This window comes from Dysgonomonas sp. GY75 (assembly GCF_015234155.1).
Lineage (GTDB): Bacteria > Bacteroidota > Bacteroidia > Bacteroidales > Dysgonomonadaceae > Dysgonomonas > Dysgonomonas gadei.
The window spans coordinates 624,526-644,053 of record NZ_JADCLQ010000036.1 but is presented as its reverse complement, the minus strand read 5'-3'; the positions used below and the strand labels follow the sequence as shown (position 1 = coordinate 644,053).

At 35.5% G+C, this 19,528-nt stretch carries 13 protein-coding genes; 9 read left to right on the top strand and 4 right to left on the bottom strand.

Annotated features, from left to right (window positions below):
* Positions 1–7 precede the first annotated feature (7 nt).
* From IR083_RS14715 to IR083_RS14705, 3 genes are read right to left on the bottom strand one after another with little or no spacing between them, the layout of a single operon-like run.
* A complete protein-coding gene (locus tag IR083_RS14715; RefSeq protein ID WP_194224885.1) occupies positions 8–1,234 on the bottom strand; it encodes a restriction endonuclease subunit S in 1,227 nt (408 codons plus the stop codon).
* Between the two features lie 10 nt (positions 1,235–1,244).
* Positions 1,245–2,777 (bottom strand): type I restriction-modification system subunit M, encoded by a 1,533-nt coding sequence (locus tag IR083_RS14710; protein WP_194224884.1) that lies wholly within the window; start codon positions 2,775–2,777, stop codon positions 1,245–1,247.
* Positions 2,778–2,782: 5 nt separating this feature from the next.
* Positions 2,783–3,340, bottom strand: a complete 558-nt coding sequence (locus IR083_RS14705; RefSeq protein ID WP_194224883.1) for a restriction endonuclease subunit S — start codon at positions 3,338–3,340, stop codon at positions 2,783–2,785.
* Between the two features lie 415 nt (positions 3,341–3,755).
* Between IR083_RS14705 and IR083_RS14700 the strand changes: the two genes are divergently transcribed.
* From IR083_RS14700 to IR083_RS14680, 5 genes are all read left to right on the top strand, one after another.
* A complete protein-coding gene (locus IR083_RS14700; RefSeq protein WP_194224882.1) occupies positions 3,756–5,060 on the top strand; it encodes a hypothetical protein in 1,305 nt (434 codons plus the stop codon).
* Positions 5,030–5,707 carry a condensin complex protein MksE gene (locus tag IR083_RS14695; RefSeq protein WP_194224881.1) on the top strand — a complete coding sequence of 226 codons (678 nt, stop codon included), beginning with the start codon at positions 5,030–5,032 and terminating at the stop codon, positions 5,705–5,707. The genes IR083_RS14700 and IR083_RS14695 overlap by 31 nt, the downstream gene beginning before the upstream one ends.
* Positions 5,700–9,059, top strand: coding sequence for a hypothetical protein (locus tag IR083_RS14690; protein ID WP_194224880.1), 3,360 nt, complete (start codon positions 5,700–5,702; stop codon positions 9,057–9,059). The genes IR083_RS14695 and IR083_RS14690 overlap by 8 nt, the downstream gene beginning before the upstream one ends.
* Positions 9,049–10,011 carry a hypothetical protein gene (locus tag IR083_RS14685; RefSeq protein ID WP_194224879.1) on the top strand — a complete coding sequence of 321 codons (963 nt, stop codon included), beginning with the start codon at positions 9,049–9,051 and terminating at the stop codon, positions 10,009–10,011. The genes IR083_RS14690 and IR083_RS14685 overlap by 11 nt, the downstream gene beginning before the upstream one ends.
* Positions 10,012–11,639: 1,628 nt before the next feature.
* Entirely contained in the window at positions 11,640–12,914 is a 1,275-nt protein-coding gene (locus IR083_RS14680) for a site-specific integrase (protein WP_194224878.1), read from the top strand.
* A 344-nt stretch (positions 12,915–13,258) separates the two neighbouring features.
* Here IR083_RS14680 and IR083_RS14675 read toward each other — a convergent pair whose 3' ends face one another.
* On the bottom strand, positions 13,259–14,116 hold the full coding sequence (locus IR083_RS14675) for a helix-turn-helix domain-containing protein (protein ID WP_006799960.1): 858 nt from the start codon (positions 14,114–14,116) through the stop codon (positions 13,259–13,261).
* A gap of 479 nt (positions 14,117–14,595) precedes the next feature.
* Between IR083_RS14675 and IR083_RS14670 the strand changes: the two genes are divergently transcribed.
* From IR083_RS14670 to IR083_RS14655, 4 genes are all read left to right on the top strand, one after another.
* Positions 14,596–15,834 carry a FimB/Mfa2 family fimbrial subunit gene (locus tag IR083_RS14670; RefSeq protein WP_006799961.1) on the top strand — a complete coding sequence of 413 codons (1,239 nt, stop codon included), beginning with the start codon at positions 14,596–14,598 and terminating at the stop codon, positions 15,832–15,834.
* 148 nt (positions 15,835–15,982) lie between these two features.
* Entirely contained in the window at positions 15,983–16,978 is a 996-nt protein-coding gene (locus IR083_RS14665) for a hypothetical protein (RefSeq protein ID WP_006799962.1), read from the top strand.
* 26 nt (positions 16,979–17,004) lie between these two features.
* Complete coding sequence (locus tag IR083_RS14660) at positions 17,005–17,610, top strand: DUF3575 domain-containing protein (RefSeq protein ID WP_006799963.1); 606 nt, start codon at positions 17,005–17,007, stop codon at positions 17,608–17,610.
* A gap of 9 nt (positions 17,611–17,619) precedes the next feature.
* The gene (locus IR083_RS14655; RefSeq protein WP_194224877.1) at positions 17,620–19,518 is read left to right on the top strand and encodes an OmpA family protein; all 1,899 of its coding nucleotides are present in this window, start codon (positions 17,620–17,622) and stop codon (positions 19,516–19,518) included.
* The last annotated feature ends 10 nt before the right edge of the window (positions 19,519–19,528 follow it).

Sequence of the window (19,528 nt, the reverse complement as noted above, 5' to 3'; positions counted from 1 at the left end):
TTTTTAATTAATTTAGTTTTACTCGTTTTTTACCTGTTAACAGCTGTTGCATAAGACCTTTCTTCTGTTCCCGTAATTTGTCTAGTTTTACATTGGCTATCTCTATCTCTTTATCGGCAGTAGATAGTATGTTGGCCATTGCTGTTTGTTCTTCAAATAAAGGGATTTTAATATGGATATTAAAAAAATCGTTTGGAGTAACATTTAGTAAACCATGAGCTCTACCTCCTTCATGTGCTATTTTTAACAATCCTTTGTTTAGTAGGTTAGCTTCAAAAAAGTGTTCAAAAAAATCTCCTGAGTAATATTGATCTCCTATTAGTTTGAAACATATATATAAAGTTGTAACAACAGCGCTATTGAAGTTTGTGAGACGTTTTGTAGCTCCCATCGGATAACCGTTAGAGTAGCTTTTATTATAGCAAAACTCACCTTTATATATTAAGAAATAATTATCCAACATTTCACTTGCTACAGTTTTCTTGAAGAAATCATTTTGCTTAACAAAGCCTCTTTGAGCGGAGATTGTAACAATATTAGTATTTCCAGAATTATTTTTTCGAGTTACCCTTTCAAATATTTCTCCCAGTCTATATTCTTTCCATTCCTTATCAAATCCTTTTAACCGTCTCTTCCCTGTAAGAAGCTGTTGCATAAGAGCTTGTTTGCGAAGCTTTAATTTGTCAACTAATTTGCTTTGTACTTCTATAGCATTATCCCATATGGATAATATTTCAGCAATCTTCTTTTGTTCTGGAACTAATGGTAGATATATTTTTCGATCTTCCATCTCACTTTTTGTAATGTGAGCCATTGTTCCCCCTTGAATTTTAGTTTTTAGTCTGTGTGCATCAAAATCTAAAAAATGAAATAAATATTGTTTTGTAATTATATTTGATGGCACTATCTTCCAGATATGATAATGGTATATAATTTTGTTATCAAACCAAAATTGGGGGCCAAACGAGGCTGACCAGGCATAAAGTAAATCTCCAAAATCGGCATATTTATCTTCTGGTAATTCTAAATTGGAATAATACCATTTGTCATTAGTGAAAAAATTTCCGACACGAAGGACTTTATATTTCCCTTCTTCTAATAATTCTTCTTGTTTATACGCCCTGCCGTTAATAAATGTTGCGACTGATCTTAAATCATATATTTCCCAATCCTTCGGAATAACCCCAACAGGACTATCCTTATATCCAACAGGTATATTTTTGTTTTCCTTCATTCTTTATCTATTAAAATCCTAGTTCTCTTAGATAGTCATCCATTTCCTTTTGTATATCAGATAACTGATGCTCTAAATCTGCAATCTGCTTTTGTACAGTTTTGATATCTATTTCCTCTTCTTCCTCAAATGTATCTACATAGCGGGGAATATTAAGGTTGTAATCGTTTTCGCGGATTTCATCGAGCGTTGCAACATAAGCATATTTTTCTTCTACGACACCCGGTTTAAAACCTCCATCCTTGAATTTTTCGTAAACATCCAGAATATGATTTATATCCTCTCCCCTAAGTATATTCTGGTTTTTCCCATTCAGAAATTCCGAAGAAGCATCAATAAATAATGTATCAGTTGTTTTTTTTCCTTTGTTGAAAAGGATTATCGCTGCAGGTATACCCGTTCCATAGAATAAGTTTGCTGGTAATCCGATAACCGCTTCCAGATAATTTTCTTCAATTAGCTGCTTGCGGATACGTCCTTCACCTGCACTTCGGAATAATACTCCATGAGGAATTACAACTCCTACTTTGCCTTTGCCTTCATAAGCTACTTCGACCATGTGGCTGATGAAAGCCCAGTCTCCCTTACTTTTTGGTGGTATCTCTCGCCAGAAACGATTATACCTGTCCGTTTTAGCCTCATCGGCACCCCATTTATCCAATGAAAAAGGAGGATTTGCAACTACTGTGTCAAATTTCATCAATGCATCTCCTTCCAGCAACTTAGGATTTCGTAGTGTATCGCCCCAACGGATAATAGCATTATCAAATCCATGTAAAAACATATTCATTTTAGCCAATGCCCATGTACTTCCATTCACTTCTTGACCATATAATGAAAAATTATTGCTTCCAACTTCTTTTCCTGCTTTAATCAGTAATGAGCCGGAACCACAAGTTGGGTCACATATCCTTGCTCCAGATTTACTTCTTGTCAATTTTGCCAATAGAGTAGATACTTCTTTTGGTGTAAAGAACTCTCCAGCCTTCTTTCCTGCATCACTGGCAAAGTGCTCGATAAGGTACATATATGCATCGCCAATCACGTCATTATTTTCTAGATGCTCCGGGGATAAATCCATTTTGTCATCACTGAAATCCAGTAAAAGAGTTTTTAGGCGGACATTTTTCTCTTTAATATCTCCAAGATTTCCACTATTAAAATCAATATTTCTGAAGACACCACTGCCGTCTTCACTACCGAGTTTATCCCTATTAGCTTCTTCTAGCGATATTAAAGCAATATTAATAAGTTCGCCTATGTTTATATCACCACGCCTTTCGAATAAATAGTCAAATGTACTTTCCTCAGGCACGATAAATCTTTCACGTCGCATAGCTCTTTCAGCCCTTTCTTTATCACCTTCATATTTACTCAAATATTCATTATACTTTGCTTTATGGACATCACTTACATATTTTAAGAACAGCATTGTTAGTATATAATCTTTATATTGGCTGGGATCAATCACTCCTCTAAAAGTATCACAAGCCTTCCATACAATGTTGTTAATCTCCTTTTGAGTTATTTTTTTTGCACTCATATTTTCTATTTAATTGATTTTATTAATAATTGCTTTTTTAATGTATTTAATTCATTTTGTATCCTGAATTCTTCTTTAATTAAAGTATCTAGCTCTACTATTAATCTTTGCTTCTCTATCGATGGGATAATTATTTCCAAATCTTCAATGGAACTTTTACTTATTGATTGTATTGCTGAACCTTTAGAACTCGTCTTTAAGGTCTTCATTGTATCTGGATTGTTTAGAAACCAGCATAAGTATTCCGGGGAAATTTTATTTTCATTATTGATAGTAAGAACTAAAAATGAAGAAGATGCTATGCATTCATTTTCGTAATTACGTTTATATACCACTGAATAATTATTTACCCCTTTAGCAGAAAAAAGAATTTCATTATTTCTTAAGATATGCTTTTTATTTTTTGAATCAAGAGATATCATCGGAGTTATAGAAGTTGTGGGAATCAATTCTCTGTTCAAATTATAATCTGTCGATTGTAGATATCTTATATCTCCAAAAGGAACGGTTTGGCAGTATGCCCCTAGGCGGATGTCAACAATATTTCCCAATCTTATTTTCATTTTGTATTTTATTTGGTACGCTGCGTACTGTTTTGGAAATACAAACATATATACTTTTCTTTATCCTTCCAAATTATTTTAGAATTATTTTTTAGTACATAATGTACTGTCTGGCCTTGTCTGCTTACTAAAACTCTTTGATTTGATAGATAAAGTTTTATATATTAACTGGATAATTGCTTTTTAGAATTTGTATTATAGAGATATATTAGAATGAATTCAGGACTTTTAGTGTTATTTTATTATATATGAGAAATACAGTTTTTTTAGTAGAATATTTAAAGAAGATATGGACTTCAGTCGGTTTAATAAAAATAAATAAGTATAAAACCAGTATATGGGATTAACTTAAATTATTTCATATATAAATATTTATATTTGTAAAAGTCTGTTTTTAGAATTTAATATCTAGATAATGTCAGATTTTAATGTTTATACAGAAATAAAACAAGAGTTTAGATACCTCTTTCCGGGAAGAAAGGTAAGCCTGATTATTTTTCATTTGTATCAACGGGTGCAGATGGGGGAAATTGATTCTACTTTTACGGAAGATGACATTATGAAATCTGTGCAGTATGTAGACCCCGCTGAAAAGAATAATAAGCATCAATCTTGGAACGAACTGATTCGAAATTTACAAAAGTATTTTTTGTGGCGTGATGTAGAGAAGGGTACATATCGTTTACGACCCTATGCTGAAAATTATTGTAAAGGGCCAGCTGAACTTTTGGAGGAGGCTTTTAAACCCACGGAGATTGAAAGACATTTCAAGTTTATGCTGAATGCCTTTCAACCGGACTTTTTTCAGGAATGGTATGAGGACACTTTTCTGCTATATACAAGTAAGCTGGATTCGCAAATCGCTGCGTTGGACTGGCAAGTGGGGAAAGCTGTGGCTGAATTCCGGGAGATCGTTGCTTCCGACCGGGAATACGATATTGAGCGGTTACGGAATATGTTAGATACGTTGACAGGGCTGCGAGAGAAGACTGGACAGATGAACTATGCTTTTGCTTCATCACATGATATTACTCGTAAACTCAGGGAATATCAGAACAGCGGCTGCGAAAATATCTATTATAAAGAGGCTAACCAAGTGATTGTTTATTTCAATGACTTGCGTAAAAACCTTCGTATAATAAATGGTAAAATAGATATGCTGAAACCTAAATTGAATGAGTTTATCAGGGATATCAATAGGCAGGATTTTTATAAGAAATATAAATTATTCCTCAACTATCTTCTTACAGAAAGCCGGCATGTAAAAAGTGAGGTTGCATTGCCGCCCGCTATTCCGCCTAAAATAATCAAGGCGGACGAAGTAATGCGGTTTACTATTGTAAAAGAACAATGGGAAGAAGGGAAAACATTGCCAGGGAAAAATAAGTTTCGCTATATCGCCATCTCCCATGATGAAATAGATGAGGCTTACCAGAAAGATCAACAACTTCACCAAACAAGGGAGAAAATCCGGTATTATCGGAAAGAATTACAGCAAATGCTGGATAGTACGGGCACGGTTGATTATTCTGCGTGGTTTCATAATCTATTAATAAAAGAAAAAGGGAATATTAATATTCTCTCCCGTTTAACATCTCTGGTTATGACATTTTATAACCGGGACAAAATGTATAAAGTAGAAACATCCGAAGAAAAAATAAGTAACCATCAATACCCTTCAATCTCTATATGGAAAACGATTATTTACAGGAAGAAGTGAACTATGCGTTCTTTTCCTTTCCTGAGACAAAAGAGTATTTTGCAAAAGTGGATTATTATTTAAAAAACAATGTCCACATACAGAAGCAAACTCGTCCTGCCGGGATTTTTCAATACGTCAGGAAGGCTTACCCCGGATTAAAAGAATACTATCGGGATTTATTTGAGTTTATGCTTACCTGTGACGGACAGGGTGATTTTGAATACTTTTTTATTGATTTTGAACAGGATGAAAATGGCAAATACCGTCGGGGGAATATTCCGTTATTAAACAGGCGCTATCTGAAAGATGCCTATCTGGTTATTGGGTTTCTAATGCTGAATATCTATGACCTGGACGGGCAGGTAGAAGAGAGGCATACGCTGGACGGTTTCTTGCGTATCATTCGGGAACAGTATGAAAACTATCATGTCAATCTGGTACGGCTTTTGACTAAAAATGATTCTGAATTTGTAACAGATGCTGATTATAATACAATAACCGCAATCGTAAGGTCTGCCCTGGAGGAGTTTTATACGCTGGGATGGATTTATTTCGATAGTGAAAGCGGTGAGTTTGAACTACTGCCCTCTTCGCGCCGTTTGTTTTTGCTATATGAAAAAGAAATCAGAAATATTGAAGAAATAATCCGGAAAAACCATGGCTAAAAAATTACCCCGTTTATACCGTATCTCTTTACTAGGAATCAAAAAACATGTAATGGCCGACTATGATTTGCACCCTTTCCGGACAGACATTTCCGGAGATAGCGGGATTGGGAAATCCATTGTGGCCGATATGTTCCAACTCATATTTGTTGGTAAAAATGAGTATCGCCCGGCTACAGAATCGACAGATGACCGGCCTCTTAAGACTCTGACGATTGACCGGTATGGATATGTTTTTGTAAATGCAGAGGTACAGGAAGGAAAATTCCTTGTTTTCGGTATGTTTCTTAACGGTAGTATGGTAGAACCTTTTATGATACAACAAGGCTATAATTGGGAGACATATATACCCTTAGACGAATCATTCTCCTATAAATCCATATTACAGGGGAATATTATTCCGGATATTGACGAACTTACAGAAATCTTACGAGGAAGAGTGCTATGCCAGAAAATGCCCTTGAAAAAATATCATGAGTATTTAATGAATTATGAATTACTTCCTGTAAATGTATATACCAGTCAGCAACTGAAAAATTATGCACAAACACTACGCTCTTTTTCCCGGGGCAGGGGATTCAAATATGACTCTGAATACCTTAAGAAATTCTTTTTTACAGAAGAAAAAGGGAAAGAGATTTATGCTAATTTCCAGAATCAATTAGCCGAAATGGAGGCTGACCTGCATGATCATGAGCGGATGAATGATACATTGCATGAGGTGAGAAAAAAAGAAAAACAACTGACTCATCTGAAAAACCTGAAAGACCAAAAAACAGAAGCTGAACGGATTTATTTTCTGTCCCGAGTGGTGAGCAGTTTCCGGAAAAAAGAACAATGCAACCAACGTATTACAGAAAAAAAAGCAGAAGTTGAAGGATATAAGTCCCGAATAAGACAATACCAGGGAGCACTTCTTTTGCTAAAACGGAAAGAGTTGCGGAAGCACATACAGGAAATTGCGAATAAACAGCAGGATTTGACTGAAATTGAGACGCGACTCAGGGAAAGTTTGGTGATAGAAAAAGAATCTGCTGGCTGGGAGAAAAAAGCTTGTGAAATATCTGGCTCGGTGGAAGAGTTCCAGAAGCAAAGAGCAATCATTGACCAGATAGAGATGTTATTAGAAAAACAGGGTTCTATTGAAAAAATAGAGTACTTATTTAAGTATGATTATGCTAACCGTGAGGCTAGGAAGGGATTAAAAGAATTAGAGTCTCTGCTCCGGCAAAACAAGATGTGGGAACAATTTCTCTCCTCCCCCTGGGCGCAGGATGCTGGAAAGGCAACAGAGAAAACAGCAGAACAACTGGAAGTACTAGAAAAAAAGATAGCATATCAGCAGTCGCTCATGAAGTTTTCTGATATCAATGATTCTCATTCATTGTCAGCTTGGGCATTAAATAATGCCTGGAAAATGTCGCCCGAAGAGGAGAGTTTACTAGTTCATTTCGGTTCACATAAAACAATAACCCCTGAAAATCTGGAAGCACGCCTACGGTATGTGGCTAGTCCAGAAAGACTTTTACAGAAGGCCTCTACTCATAAGGTAGATAAAAAAGGGTTCTGGATTGACTTAGGGGGAATACATGAATATGTGGAATATGTAGACAATTATTTTTTCACAACTACCGACCGGGCAAAATTGACAGCCTTTTTTCAGACACATTATGCCTGTGCACGACAGGAATGCGACCATCTTACAGCAGAGGCCGAGATTATCAGTCGATTACAAAAACTGGCTAATCAAATAGGGTTACAAACAATTAGCCTCTATAACTGCAAAAATGAAATTCTTGCTTATGAAAATGAACCTTTGTTCGAAAATAAAAACAGTGAGCAGTTTCAACGGCAGATTCATCTTTATACAACACAGGGAGAAGCTATAAAGCATTTGGCCACTCACTACGAACGGCTTGAGAATGCAAAGAAAAACTATAAGGATAATAGTAAAGTATATCAATTTCAATTAAAAGAGATTGCCGGGTATGTAAGTGATACAAACATGACACCGGATACAGAAAACCTCCGTCAGAAACTGAAATCTCTATCTTGCGACTATTCTACGGAATTGGAGAAAAAAGAAGGAGAAATGCAGAACTATCAATTCAAACCGGAAGAATTAAAGGCTCTATCTTCTTTATCTGATCTACCGGAACTACAATTAGTTGGAGAGATACAGAAATGTGAAACGCATATAGAATATGGTGAGAAAGAGATTGGTAATGATGAAATACTTTTAGAGCAGGAAAGCCTTATATACAACAAAGCAATAGTTGTGTATGAATCCTTGATTGATGAAAAGTTTGAGGTTCAACTACAACAGTATGAGGGGCTCTACAATCATCCGGAAGAGGAGGAAGGAGTTGCTTATAAAACAAAAAAGGAGTGGTATTTAAAGGAATATAAAAGTATTGTTGAACAATATATTCCCGAATCTGCACATGCTCAATTTGAAAACTCCGAAGACTTTCTTCACTTAAGCCGTTCCATTTTACGTTCTGAACTGGTAGACCGGATTTTGAACGACGAAAATAAGGTACTCGATGAGATTGCAGCTTATCTGAAAGAGATAACAGAAGAGTTCACCCGACTGGGTGACCGTAAACTAAATATGCTGAAAGACCTGTTTGAACAAGTAGAAGAGACTACTATTAATTATATGACTGCTATTGATGAAATGGGCAGCTTCTTTAAGAAAAATGAGTATGAAATATCACAGGGCATTAAATTACAAATGAAACCGGTTTATTCTGAAATGTATCCTGTGGAGTGGATTACTGTTTTTTTGAGGCAGTTAGATGAATACCTCGACAATTTACATGTTAATACAGGTTTATTTGCTGATTTGCTGGAAGAAATAGACATTGCCCTAATGATGAAAAAAGCATATCATCAATGTGGAGGACAAGCAAAAAATATACAGATTGAGCACCTGCTGAATCCTTTACGATACTTTGATATCGACTTCCGTATGGTTACGGAAGACGGCGAGGTGAACGGAGGGAGCTCAGGTCAGGTCTATGCAGCGGTTTCTTTACTCTGCATAGCACGCATGTCACTTATAGAAAGAAATAACGGTAAAAAAGAAACGAAAGGATTACGTTTTATGCCTATCGATGAAGGAGAAAGTTCTGGTAGTAATTTCTATCTTCTGGAAAAAATAGCCCGGCAAAACGATTATCAACTTATTGTCATGTCAATATTACCAATTGATGATTATTATGATTCGGGGCGCTATCAATATTTATTAAGTGGGACCAGTGGTGCAAACGGACGGATATGTGTGAATGCTATTTTTGACGAAGGCAAAGGGGTAGAAACTATAACTACAACAGCAGATGGTGAATAAGGAACTGAGTTGGCGGGATATTAAAGCCTTCAAAGAGTTATACACATCAGGGCGCACGACCAGCAGGATAGAACAAAATCCGTATGTAGATTTTCTCTTTCAGAAACGTATGATTACATACAAAGGTAGAGCTAAAAACATCATCTTGGCTAATCCAAAATTTAAGAGGGAGTACGAAAAGGAACAATTTGATCTGTTGTATGACTGCTATTATCCTTTTCTGGAAAAATATGACTTGCTATCACCCTATAAAAACTATACAGAGTTTGAGATACAATGCCTGATGGAACTGTCTTTATCCCCTTTTTTGTGTGAAATCGCAGAGAATATAAAGGAAGGAAAAGAAAGTCGCAATGGGGTATCAGGTAAATTCTTTAAAGCTGGAAAACATATAAAGAAAAGCTCAGTTCTTGAAAATGCAGTTTTAAAGATATTAGGGGTTGACAGATTTCCTGAAAATGATAATCAGGGATTTTATCGTGTCCCTTGTCCATCCCCTAAGTGTATTATTCTATGTGAGAATTTTAAATTTCTAAAGTTAGACATTGCCCGCGAATATAATGTGGAATTATGGTATACGGGAGGAAATAATACAGCCCCTATTGAGCGATTGGACAAAATAGATTATCCTATTTATTATCTGTGTGACTGGGATTTTGATGGTTTAAAAATTTATGAAAGACTGTATGGAATCATTCAAAATCAACAAAATAAGACTACAGAGCTACAATTAATTACGCCTAATGGTCTTTCCGTAAGTATAAAAGAAACAGAAGAACATCATGCTAGCGAGTGGAATTCTAAATTACACTTTTCAGGTTTGACGGAACGTTTATATACTTCCAGTCAGCAGCAACTTATACAATCTCTTATAAAAAAAGGTGAATGGATAGAAGAAGAGACAAACTCCCTTATAAAGATTATTGAGCAGATATTGGAGATATATAAATAATGATATATAGGGAATAAACAATATTTTATTCACCTCGTTATATATGGCAGCCAAAGAGCAGATTTACATAGCCGGTGCCAAGAGATATACCTTTCAAAAGAATATATCGAAATAAAATAGATTTTTATTATCGGATATTTTCAATTTGGCAGACGCTATTCCCCAAATTGCAGAGTAAATGGTACAGAACTCTCCATGACCAGAGTTTATAGTTTTTGGTATATAATTTTCGTGAAAAACCTTATTAAAAAGGTATTTGGGATAAAATATACTTACTTTTAGGTTAAATAATTAATTGTAATTAAGTAATTTTTAACACTATTCTAAATTAGGAAAATTTGTAAGGATAGATTATTTAGAGTATTGTTGCAAATAATCACTTTGAATAAAAGTTCTACTCCACCAACAAAAAAGAAGTGCTGTTCAAATTATTGTCTATAATCTACTGAAAAACAATAGTATAAAAGTTTTGCTTTATTGAAAAAAATATCTATTTTTGTAGCTGTATGACGTTCATTTAGTTTTGCGGAATCAGGCACTGCTGAATTCGGGAACAGTCAAAATTTCAGAATTTTAAAATGTTCATTTATAGGGGGATAGAGTAGGAGATACGTTTCCTCCAGCTCCACAAAGAAAAACCGCTATTTTTAGCGGTTTTTTTAATTTAAAATATGACGAACAATCGTCTATTTCAGAAAAAGGCAGATTAAAAGCTTCCGGATAAATAGGACATACATATATTCTTATTATCTTTATGTCTAATTCATATAAAATCATAGACCATAAAGAAAAATGACTATAGCTTAGAGTAAGTTATACTGGTAAATACAAATTTAAGATAAGGCTTTATATTGTTTTTTCGATTCAGTAAAGGTGAATCCGCTACGTTTAATTGGGAAAAGAAAGAGTTTCTTAAAGAATCCCTAAAGTAGGATTCTGCATATTGCGGGTTTATATATTAGTACTGATAAATATTATTACAGAGGAATTTATACAATCCAATACTGGATTAAGTATAAACAATCCAGGATTTACGGTTTGCTTCACTCATTGGGTTTGCTTCCTAACGAAACAAAGGTTACTATTAAAGAGAGATGAGGCCAAAAGACGACAGACAAAAGAAGATATAAAATTTTTTTTAAGAATGTGAAGACTACGGTAAGAGACACTATCCTCTTTACGATGATTTCGGTTTGTTTGGTATCGCTATATGATTCTCCATATAGCTTTTAGATCATAATTGCTTACAAACAGATTTCTGAGGAAGGATTATAGGCTTTAAATATGTAAATCTTATAGGATAGCCTATGCAAAAGAGTATTTCTTATCCGTCTAAAAACATTAAAAAAAGCTTTTAAACATACGAAGGTAGAGACCAGGGCATTCCCTATATTGACAATGTCAGGCATTTATATATCCGAATATGGAGATTCATCATCTCCCTGCTTAAGTTGAGTCGAGGGAGGCTGATTTTATAATTATATAGGGAAAGTAATTCCCATACATATATTTTGTCTTATCATAGAATATGTCTCAAGAGTGTGACTATTAATACCACATGAATCTATTTAAAATATTTGAGTAATTAATTTTTTAGTATTTATATAAAGAGCTTAATAATGGCGACTATGTCTTTTATCTACCGTTCCTCATCTCGAGGAGCGGATTATGTTGGGAGTTTGAATATGAGATTCATCCATCATCGAAAAATTAAACAGTTAAGTATTCCGTTCAAATTATATCCTGAAGAATGGGATGCTGTTCAGCAACGAATAGTGCATAAATATCCTGATAGAGAATCGTATGTGCTTCAAGCAGAAAAGTATTTGAAACAAAGTAAAAGTCTGTTTGAACAGACTGTGTGTGCATTGGAGAAAGATGGACATTATGATGTGGAGGATATTGCCCTCCATTTTAGAGACGATTCCTCTGATATAAGTCTTCAGCAACTGGTTAGGCAATTATCTTGTGAATTAATCCGCCTCGGACAAGAGCGTACGGCCCGGGCTTACCGAACTGCGGCTTATGGACTTATAGAATTCAATAAAGGGAAAGATATTCCTATGATTCAAATTGACAACTTTCTTATTCGAAACTATGAGCGCTCTATGAAAGAAAAAGGACGTAGTTTGAATACTATTTCTTTTTACATGCGAAATCTACGAGCTATTTATAATAAAGCCGTTCGCAAAGGATTTGTAGAGAATAAGAACGAAAACCCATTTTGGGAAGTCTATACCGGAGTAGATAAAACACGGAAACGAGCGCTTGATCAGGATGAAATTCTGCGACTGCATAACCTGAAATTCTCTCAATTTCCCGACAGTGAAAAAGCAGTTAATTCAGTAAATGATGAGAGTCTGTATAAAGCCTGGCGTTTATTTTTCTTTTGTTTTCATACCCGCGGTATGAGTTTTGTAGATATGGCATATTTGCGCAAAGATAATATTCAAGGGGAGCTCATCCGTTATTATCGAAAAAAAACAGGCCAATTGATTGAAATTAAGATCACACCCCGATTACAATTACTGATAGACAGCTTTGCTAACGATGTGAAGAACTCTCCTTATTTATTTCCTATTATTCACGATGATAATAAGTCCAAACGATTGTACTATGAGAGTGGGTTGCGCCAACAAAATCGGTATCTCAAGATATTAGCAGCTAAAGCCAATATTGATAAATCCTTATCCACACATGTATCCCGTCATAGTTGGGCGACAATGGCTAAAAAGGAGAATCTGCCTATATGGGTAATAAGTGAAAGTTTAGGTCACAATAATGAAAAAACGACTTATACTTACTTAGCATCTTTAGATCGTTCCGTATTAGACAATGCAAATGATATTGTTTCTGCTTCTATAGATATAAATGCGCGAAAACAGTTGTTTGTGACAGACTGAGTACTTATCAATATTATAACCTTGCAGAACTCATAAGATATTAACTCCTGTTTTTCTTGCCTTCTACAAGGGCAGGCCGGGATTTGTTGTAATTCTAAGAAAAATCATCTTTTAGTAAATAGTATATATGCATAATTAATCAAAAAACTGTTAAAATATTTATAAATATGTCAATTTATAAATGTTAAATGTGTATCTTTACAACCAGTAGATTATTTACCATCAACTCCGTCACTTTAGAAGTGACAGGCAGAAGCCTAAAAATGGATACACAAATTTATTTAAATTTTAATATTAAACCTTATCAATAGCTACCCACTTATTCTGATTTTCCGCCAAACCTATTATTTTTCTCTTATATTGCCCGGCGGCTTTCCAAAATTTGCTTTACAAAAATCATTAAAACTCGGTAGTGATGCAAATCCGAAATCAGAGCTTATCTGTTTAAAGGTTTGATTGGTATTTCTTATCTCATGAAAGATTCTTTTAGCTTTCTGATCTTTCATCCATTTATATGGAGACAATCCAAATATACGTTTAAATCGTTTTTCGAAGCCGGAAGTTGTATAATTCATGGCATTAGCGAGCTCTCCTACCGACTTGTATTTATACCAGGTATCCATGATAGATGCTGCAAACTCATTTCCGCTTTTCAGGTCATATTGAAAGAACTCCCACAAGACATTTTTAGGATAAAACCATCGGAAGATATGAAATAACTCTTTTATTTTCAGTTGATAGAAAGATCTGCATTTTACTCCAATATGTATGTAATCAAGTAAATTATTAAGATATTTCTCTAAGCATTCATTCATCTCCAATGTAAATATACTATTTCCGGTAGAGGCTGAGCGTTTAACCTTATATAAGACGTCTTTCTCAAGATCTTTGAAATGATAGTTATCACAAAAACATGTATGCCCTTGTATACATATTACAAAGAAATTACTTTTTTCCAAAGCCTTACAAGTAAACTTATAGCCTGTAGGAAGATATAATATCTGCTTACATTTGATTTGACAATCAGAATATTCTCCAAACGAAAAAATAAGTCTTCCATCTAACAAGAATATTAGTTTATTGCCTAAAGACTGATTTTCCCATGATTCTCCCACTTCAATAGAGACAAATTCTATTGCGGGGTTTTTATCATGGTCATAGTTTATACATCTTAAATGCTCTTCTAAATATAAAATTCCCATAACACCCAAGTTTTCAATATGTTTAACAAATGTTTGTAAAAAAAATCATTCCTGTCTTTATTTATATATATAGCATCAAGTTCAAGTAGCTATTATTCAGATTAATAGCTATGAATTTACATACTATATATCCTTTCGGATAAATAATTTGTTTGACAGTTTGTAAAACTATTTGAAGGTTGGGTTAGTATTTTATATACTATATGTCAGCTATTTATATATCAGTGTCTATCTTCTGCCTGTCACTTCTAAAGTGACAGACAAATTAATAGAATGATAATATTATTACAAACTGGTAATAATAATATTATCAATAATATAACATGAGGCAAAATGAATTATTCAATGTTAAGGCTATTTGATTGAATTGTATATTAACAAATATTGTTTGACATTGATAGAAATTGGATTGGGAGAGATTATTCGTTTTTTAATCAACTATATTATCTAAAATCTATTTTAAATTAAAAATTAGAAAAATGAAAAAAGTATTATTTAGCCTGGCCTCTGCCATTTTGCTATTGTCGTCTTGTGGTAGCGATGAAAATGTACCAGGTGGCAATGAAAATGTACCGGTGCCTTCAAATACGGGAAATTTAGTTACTGAAGTCATCTTTGATGGTATTACCACCAAAGATGCATCTTCAACAGCTATCCCCGTTACAAGTTGGAGCAACGTGAACAAAATACAATTGTTTTTATATAACTCAGTGAGTGGGGCTGTTGCTTTCTCAGATGTTATAGATCCATCAACATCTTCAACCAAGATTTTTAAATGGACAAATGTACCTCAGGGTACTTATGATCTGGCAATCGTGGCTAATATCAAGAGCGATGTGGACAATGTAGCTACTTCACTCGATGGCGGAACAACTTGGGCAAAATTTGATGCATACAATGTTTTGAATAAAAAACTTAATTCTGAATTGTTTATCGACCTGAAAGAATCTATCCTGCCTGCCGGACATACTTTCTCTCAAACGGCTGCATACTCGCCTGCTTCAGAAATATTCACAGCATATTCTTCAAATATAAAAATAGAAGAAGGAAAAACGACAGACCTTTCTTCTTCCCCATTAATGCTGAAAAGGGAAATATCATTGATGCGTGTACGCGTAGATAAAACTGACAAGAAAGACTCGGCGCCAAAATTGAGCACCGTAGATTTTGCTAATGCCAGCAATTTTATCGCTATAGGAAACATGCCTGTTGGTATAGGCCTCAAGTTGGGATCATTTGCCGGTGGTATTTATGAGACTGCTTCCGATGCTAACAGAATTATGATCGGTTCCAGTGGAACAAGTACTTATAATGATACCGATCCAACAACAGGCTATGATCCAAAAGTTATTGTAGATAGTAAATTTACACTATGGAAAGATATTCACGTATTGCCAAATGCTACCAAGGCAGAGGGAAAAGCTACTAATGCTAACGCAGATCCGGCAAGAGTGTATTTTATTATCCTTACAGGATGGGCTCCAACCGGATATGAGTATGCTGATGGAACAATAGCATCAAAACCTCAACCGGTATATTGGGCAGGTACAATCAAAGGTGTTTTCTCTCCGAATGTGATACGGGAAGTAAATATGACCATCAAATCGAAGGGATATCCCGAAATACCTGAACCTCAAAACGAAGGCACACTGATTATAGAAGTTGGCGCTCCTGAAAACTGGAACTCAAAAATAGAAAGCGAACAAGTCGAAGTCTAAATATTTGTGCCGGGTTTTTCATTAACAATCAAGATCTGAATAACTAATTGAACATTATTATCTTGCTCTTTTACTGGGACAATACTTGAATAAAGTATTGTTCCGGCAGGGCGGATAGTAGCTGGATGTTATCTTATTATCTAAAAAAATGAATAAAAGATATTACTTACAGTTTTTATATCTGCTTACTTTATTGTATTTATCATCATGTACATATGACTATTTCGAGGATGAAACCAATTATGAAATTTATGTACCCAAAGCTGATAAGAATATAAGAACAGAGACATATAGTATCGAGGATCTTAGCATCTTTATCTATAACGATGAACTTAAAAAGGAAAGATATTCCGGTAATCCATTTTCGGAAAATGCGCGAAGCAGGCTGGGGAATTTTAATTTCAGGCTTTATCCCGGTAGTTACAATGTATACTGCTTCACAAATGCCCAGGGAACACATTTTCAGGACTTAAACATATATGGTCAAGCCAGATTCGATCTGCAACAATCTACGGATGGAACTTATAAAGAACCTTCTGCTATCTATCTGGAGTATAGAACTCCAACAATAAACTTTCCTGGTCCGGTAGTTTCCGATACAGCTCTTTTCGAGCGGAAATATGTGGGACGTATTTGCATAGCTTTTAAGAATCTTTTCAAATTAGATGCTTCATTAACATATACCAATATAAAGAAAATAGATATTGAGGCTTCAGGTGTAGGTACCACCCAATATCTGTTGGCACTGAAAGACAGTACCAGTACCCGATCTTCGCGGAATAGTACATCTGATATAATGCGATTGAGCGGTAAAACATTCGATGTTGAATATAAAGATTTCGAATTCGGGGTTCAGAATTATTATTTTCCTTCGCCCGACTTATCCGGAGAAGGACGCGAGCAAGAACCTATTGTTTTAAAACTGAGCTTTATCGGGCAATCTGATAATACCTTATCAACTCTGACCATTCCTTTTACAGACAAAATGGGAACTCCAATCATCTTGCATATGAATGAGACTCACATAATAGAAGTTGATGGTGATAATATACAGATAATGAGATTGGAAGATCCCGAGAAATGGAATCCTCAGATAGAGTCGGAAGAAAACTCCGGACCCGGCGGTGGCGGAATAGGCGTATAAACAGATATTTATTAATTTATGAATCAATGAAACATTATTTTAAATACATTTTTACCGGTGCTATACTACTGATGTTCTTTTGTTATACTCCGGTAGTAAAATCTCAGGCACTGAAAACAAATATTCCTTTTATTTTGACCGGGAATCCCAATTTTGGTATTGAGTGGACTGTAGGACGGCAGCTTACAATAAACACAGACATCATGTGGATGCCTTATTTATTCAAAAAAAATGAAGAAGTATTTCGGGTACTTGTCGGCAGCCTCGATTTCAGATATTATCTCAATCCTAAGTATTATTATACAAATGACCTTTGGGACGGCTTTTATGTAGGCCCCTATGCAATGGCCGGAAATTTCAATATCGGACTAAAAAACAAGGACGAAGAGAAAACCAGTTACCGGCGTAAAGGATGGGGGATGTCGGCCGGAATCACAGCCGGATATAAATTCTATCTGTCGAGTCGTTTTCGCATAGACGTTAATCTTGGAGTAGGATATGCCTTATTGGAATATGATAAATATCAGCTAGGGGGTGAATATGCAAATTTCGCAGAGGAGATCAAAAAGACAAAAAATTATGTAGGACCCACTAAAATCGGAGTATCATTCGTGTATAATATATTCAGATAAAAGACTCTTATGATTAACAATATAATACGATCTACTTTCCTTATACTCTTGTTTTTTACTTCATTATCTGCAATAGGTGATGATATCAAAAATGAAATGGAAGGAGACAGGAGAGCTAAAGGGATTGAGGCCCGAGCCGACCGGAAATTCATTCGTCAGGATTTCGACGAGGCAATGACTATTTACGAGACAGCTTTTAGTCATGCTTTAAGTTCTGGATATGGGGCAGCCTTACATCTGAAGGTAGCGCGTTTATACCTTACCCTGTTGGATTATACAAAGGCTGTACCTCATTATGAGTCAGCCATGAATATCTCCGGCAATTTATTCACTACAGCGGATATTTGTAATTATCTGGATGCCCTGCGTTTTTCCGGACAGCGAATGAAAGCCATTAGTCTGGCCCGCCGATACGCTTTTCGCGACACTTATCATTCAGATCAGCGTTACCAGAATATCCTACATGCTCTTAATTACGAAGATGGCTTTTTACCAATAGGGATGCCCGAATTTACAGTTCGATCATTGGATAAAGTAAATACATCCAATTCTGAATTTTGGGTAGGCGTGAAGGCGGGCGAATTTATCTATGCCAGTAGTAAAAGCCGTTTCCATGATCCGAATAAGAAATTTTACCACCGCAGCAATTACTTTTCTCTGGCTGAAAATTCCGGATATTCCATTAAGAGTGGGGAAGATGTAAAGAATCGGATGTTGGATATGATTCCTTCCGGTTTGCAAAATGGCCCTATGTCGTTTTCGCGTAATATGACCAGAATGGTAGTAACCCAGGTTTATTATGGAAAAAGCGAAGGAATAGGAATGACAGCTCAGGGGCTAAATACTTTTCAGACCAGATTATATTATTCAAATTATGACCAGAAACGGAAAGGCTGGTCTTCCTTCAAAGAAATTTTCCCTCAAATAGAAGGTAGTTCTTATTCTCATCCCTATTTATTCAATAACGACCGTTCGTTGCTTTTTGCATCGGATATGCCCGGTGGTTTTGGAGGGTACGATATTTATGTCACTCACTGGGACGACCGGACGGGAGCATGGGGCGAATCTGTAAACCTTGGCTCTCAGGTCAATACCGAAGGAGATGAAATCTCACCGAGCTTGTTTGATGATATGCTGATCTTTTCCTCCAATGGTCATATTGGTTTTGGCGGTTATGATGTATACGGCATAACTTATGAAAACGGACATACCGTAGATGGAAGTTTAGTGCATTTTGATTATCCGATAAATACAGTTCACAATGATTTTAGCCTGCTTCATATCGACGAAGACCGAGGATACATTGTTTCGGACAGAAAAACAGCAAATAAAGATGATATATTCTACTTCGAGCGGAATATATCGGACAAACGAAAAAATAACATGCTTTTTGGCATATCAGAAGCTAAAGCTGTAAGCAATGGATCTATAAATCTAATAAGGGACGAAAATAAAAGTTATACAGGCATCCCTTTAAAGGAGGCTCTGCCCAGTAGCGGATTTGTAGAACATGTGTTGAGCCTCTACTTCGATTTTAACTCTTATATGTTGGGTGTAGAATCATTGAAAGCCCTTGAGGCATGGCAAAAAGAATCTGATTTCAGCAAAATAGATACGCTCGTCATGGAAGGCTATGCTGATGAAATCGGGGGAGAACAATATAATCAGGCGCTTTCGGAAAAAAGAGCTGTCGAAGTCGGAAACTGGATGAAAGATAACGGTATAACGGCTAAGCTGTTAATGCAAGGTAAAGGACAGATTGCGGCCGATATTGATTTTGCCTCTTTATTATCGCAATTCAATCAGGAATTATCCGGTAAATCCCTTTACCAATATCTTCCATTAGAGAATAAAATACGACTCAACCGGGATGTACGGCGAGTAGATATAAAAGCAATAACAAAATAAATATTATTAC

Excerpts from the sequence above, each read along its gene's own strand:
- IR083_RS14695 (WP_194224881.1), top strand. The coding sequence starts at position 5,030 with ATGGAAAACGATTATTTACAGGAAGAAGTGAACTATGCGTTCTTTTCC.
- IR083_RS14665 (WP_006799962.1), top strand. The coding sequence starts at position 15,983 with ATGAATAAAAGATATTACTTACAGTTTTTATATCTGCTTACTTTATTG.
- IR083_RS14705 (WP_194224883.1), bottom strand. The coding sequence starts at position 3,340 with ATGAAAATAAGATTGGGAAATATTGTTGACATCCGCCTAGGGGCATAC.
- IR083_RS14710 (WP_194224884.1), bottom strand. The coding sequence starts at position 2,777 with ATGAGTGCAAAAAAAATAACTCAAAAGGAGATTAACAACATTGTATGG.
- IR083_RS14685 (WP_194224879.1), top strand. The coding sequence starts at position 9,049 with ATGGTGAATAAGGAACTGAGTTGGCGGGATATTAAAGCCTTCAAAGAG.
- IR083_RS14670 (WP_006799961.1), top strand. The coding sequence starts at position 14,596 with ATGAAAAAAGTATTATTTAGCCTGGCCTCTGCCATTTTGCTATTGTCG.
- IR083_RS14680 (WP_194224878.1), top strand. The coding sequence starts at position 11,640 with ATGTCTTTTATCTACCGTTCCTCATCTCGAGGAGCGGATTATGTTGGG.
- IR083_RS14690 (WP_194224880.1), top strand. The coding sequence starts at position 5,700 with ATGGCTAAAAAATTACCCCGTTTATACCGTATCTCTTTACTAGGAATC.
- IR083_RS14715 (WP_194224885.1), bottom strand. The coding sequence starts at position 1,234 with ATGAAGGAAAACAAAAATATACCTGTTGGATATAAGGATAGTCCTGTT.
- IR083_RS14700 (WP_194224882.1), top strand. The coding sequence starts at position 3,756 with ATGTCAGATTTTAATGTTTATACAGAAATAAAACAAGAGTTTAGATAC.
- IR083_RS14655 (WP_194224877.1), top strand. The coding sequence starts at position 17,620 with ATGATTAACAATATAATACGATCTACTTTCCTTATACTCTTGTTTTTT.
- IR083_RS14675 (WP_006799960.1), bottom strand. The coding sequence starts at position 14,116 with ATGGGAATTTTATATTTAGAAGAGCATTTAAGATGTATAAACTATGAC.
- IR083_RS14660 (WP_006799963.1), top strand. The coding sequence starts at position 17,005 with ATGAAACATTATTTTAAATACATTTTTACCGGTGCTATACTACTGATG.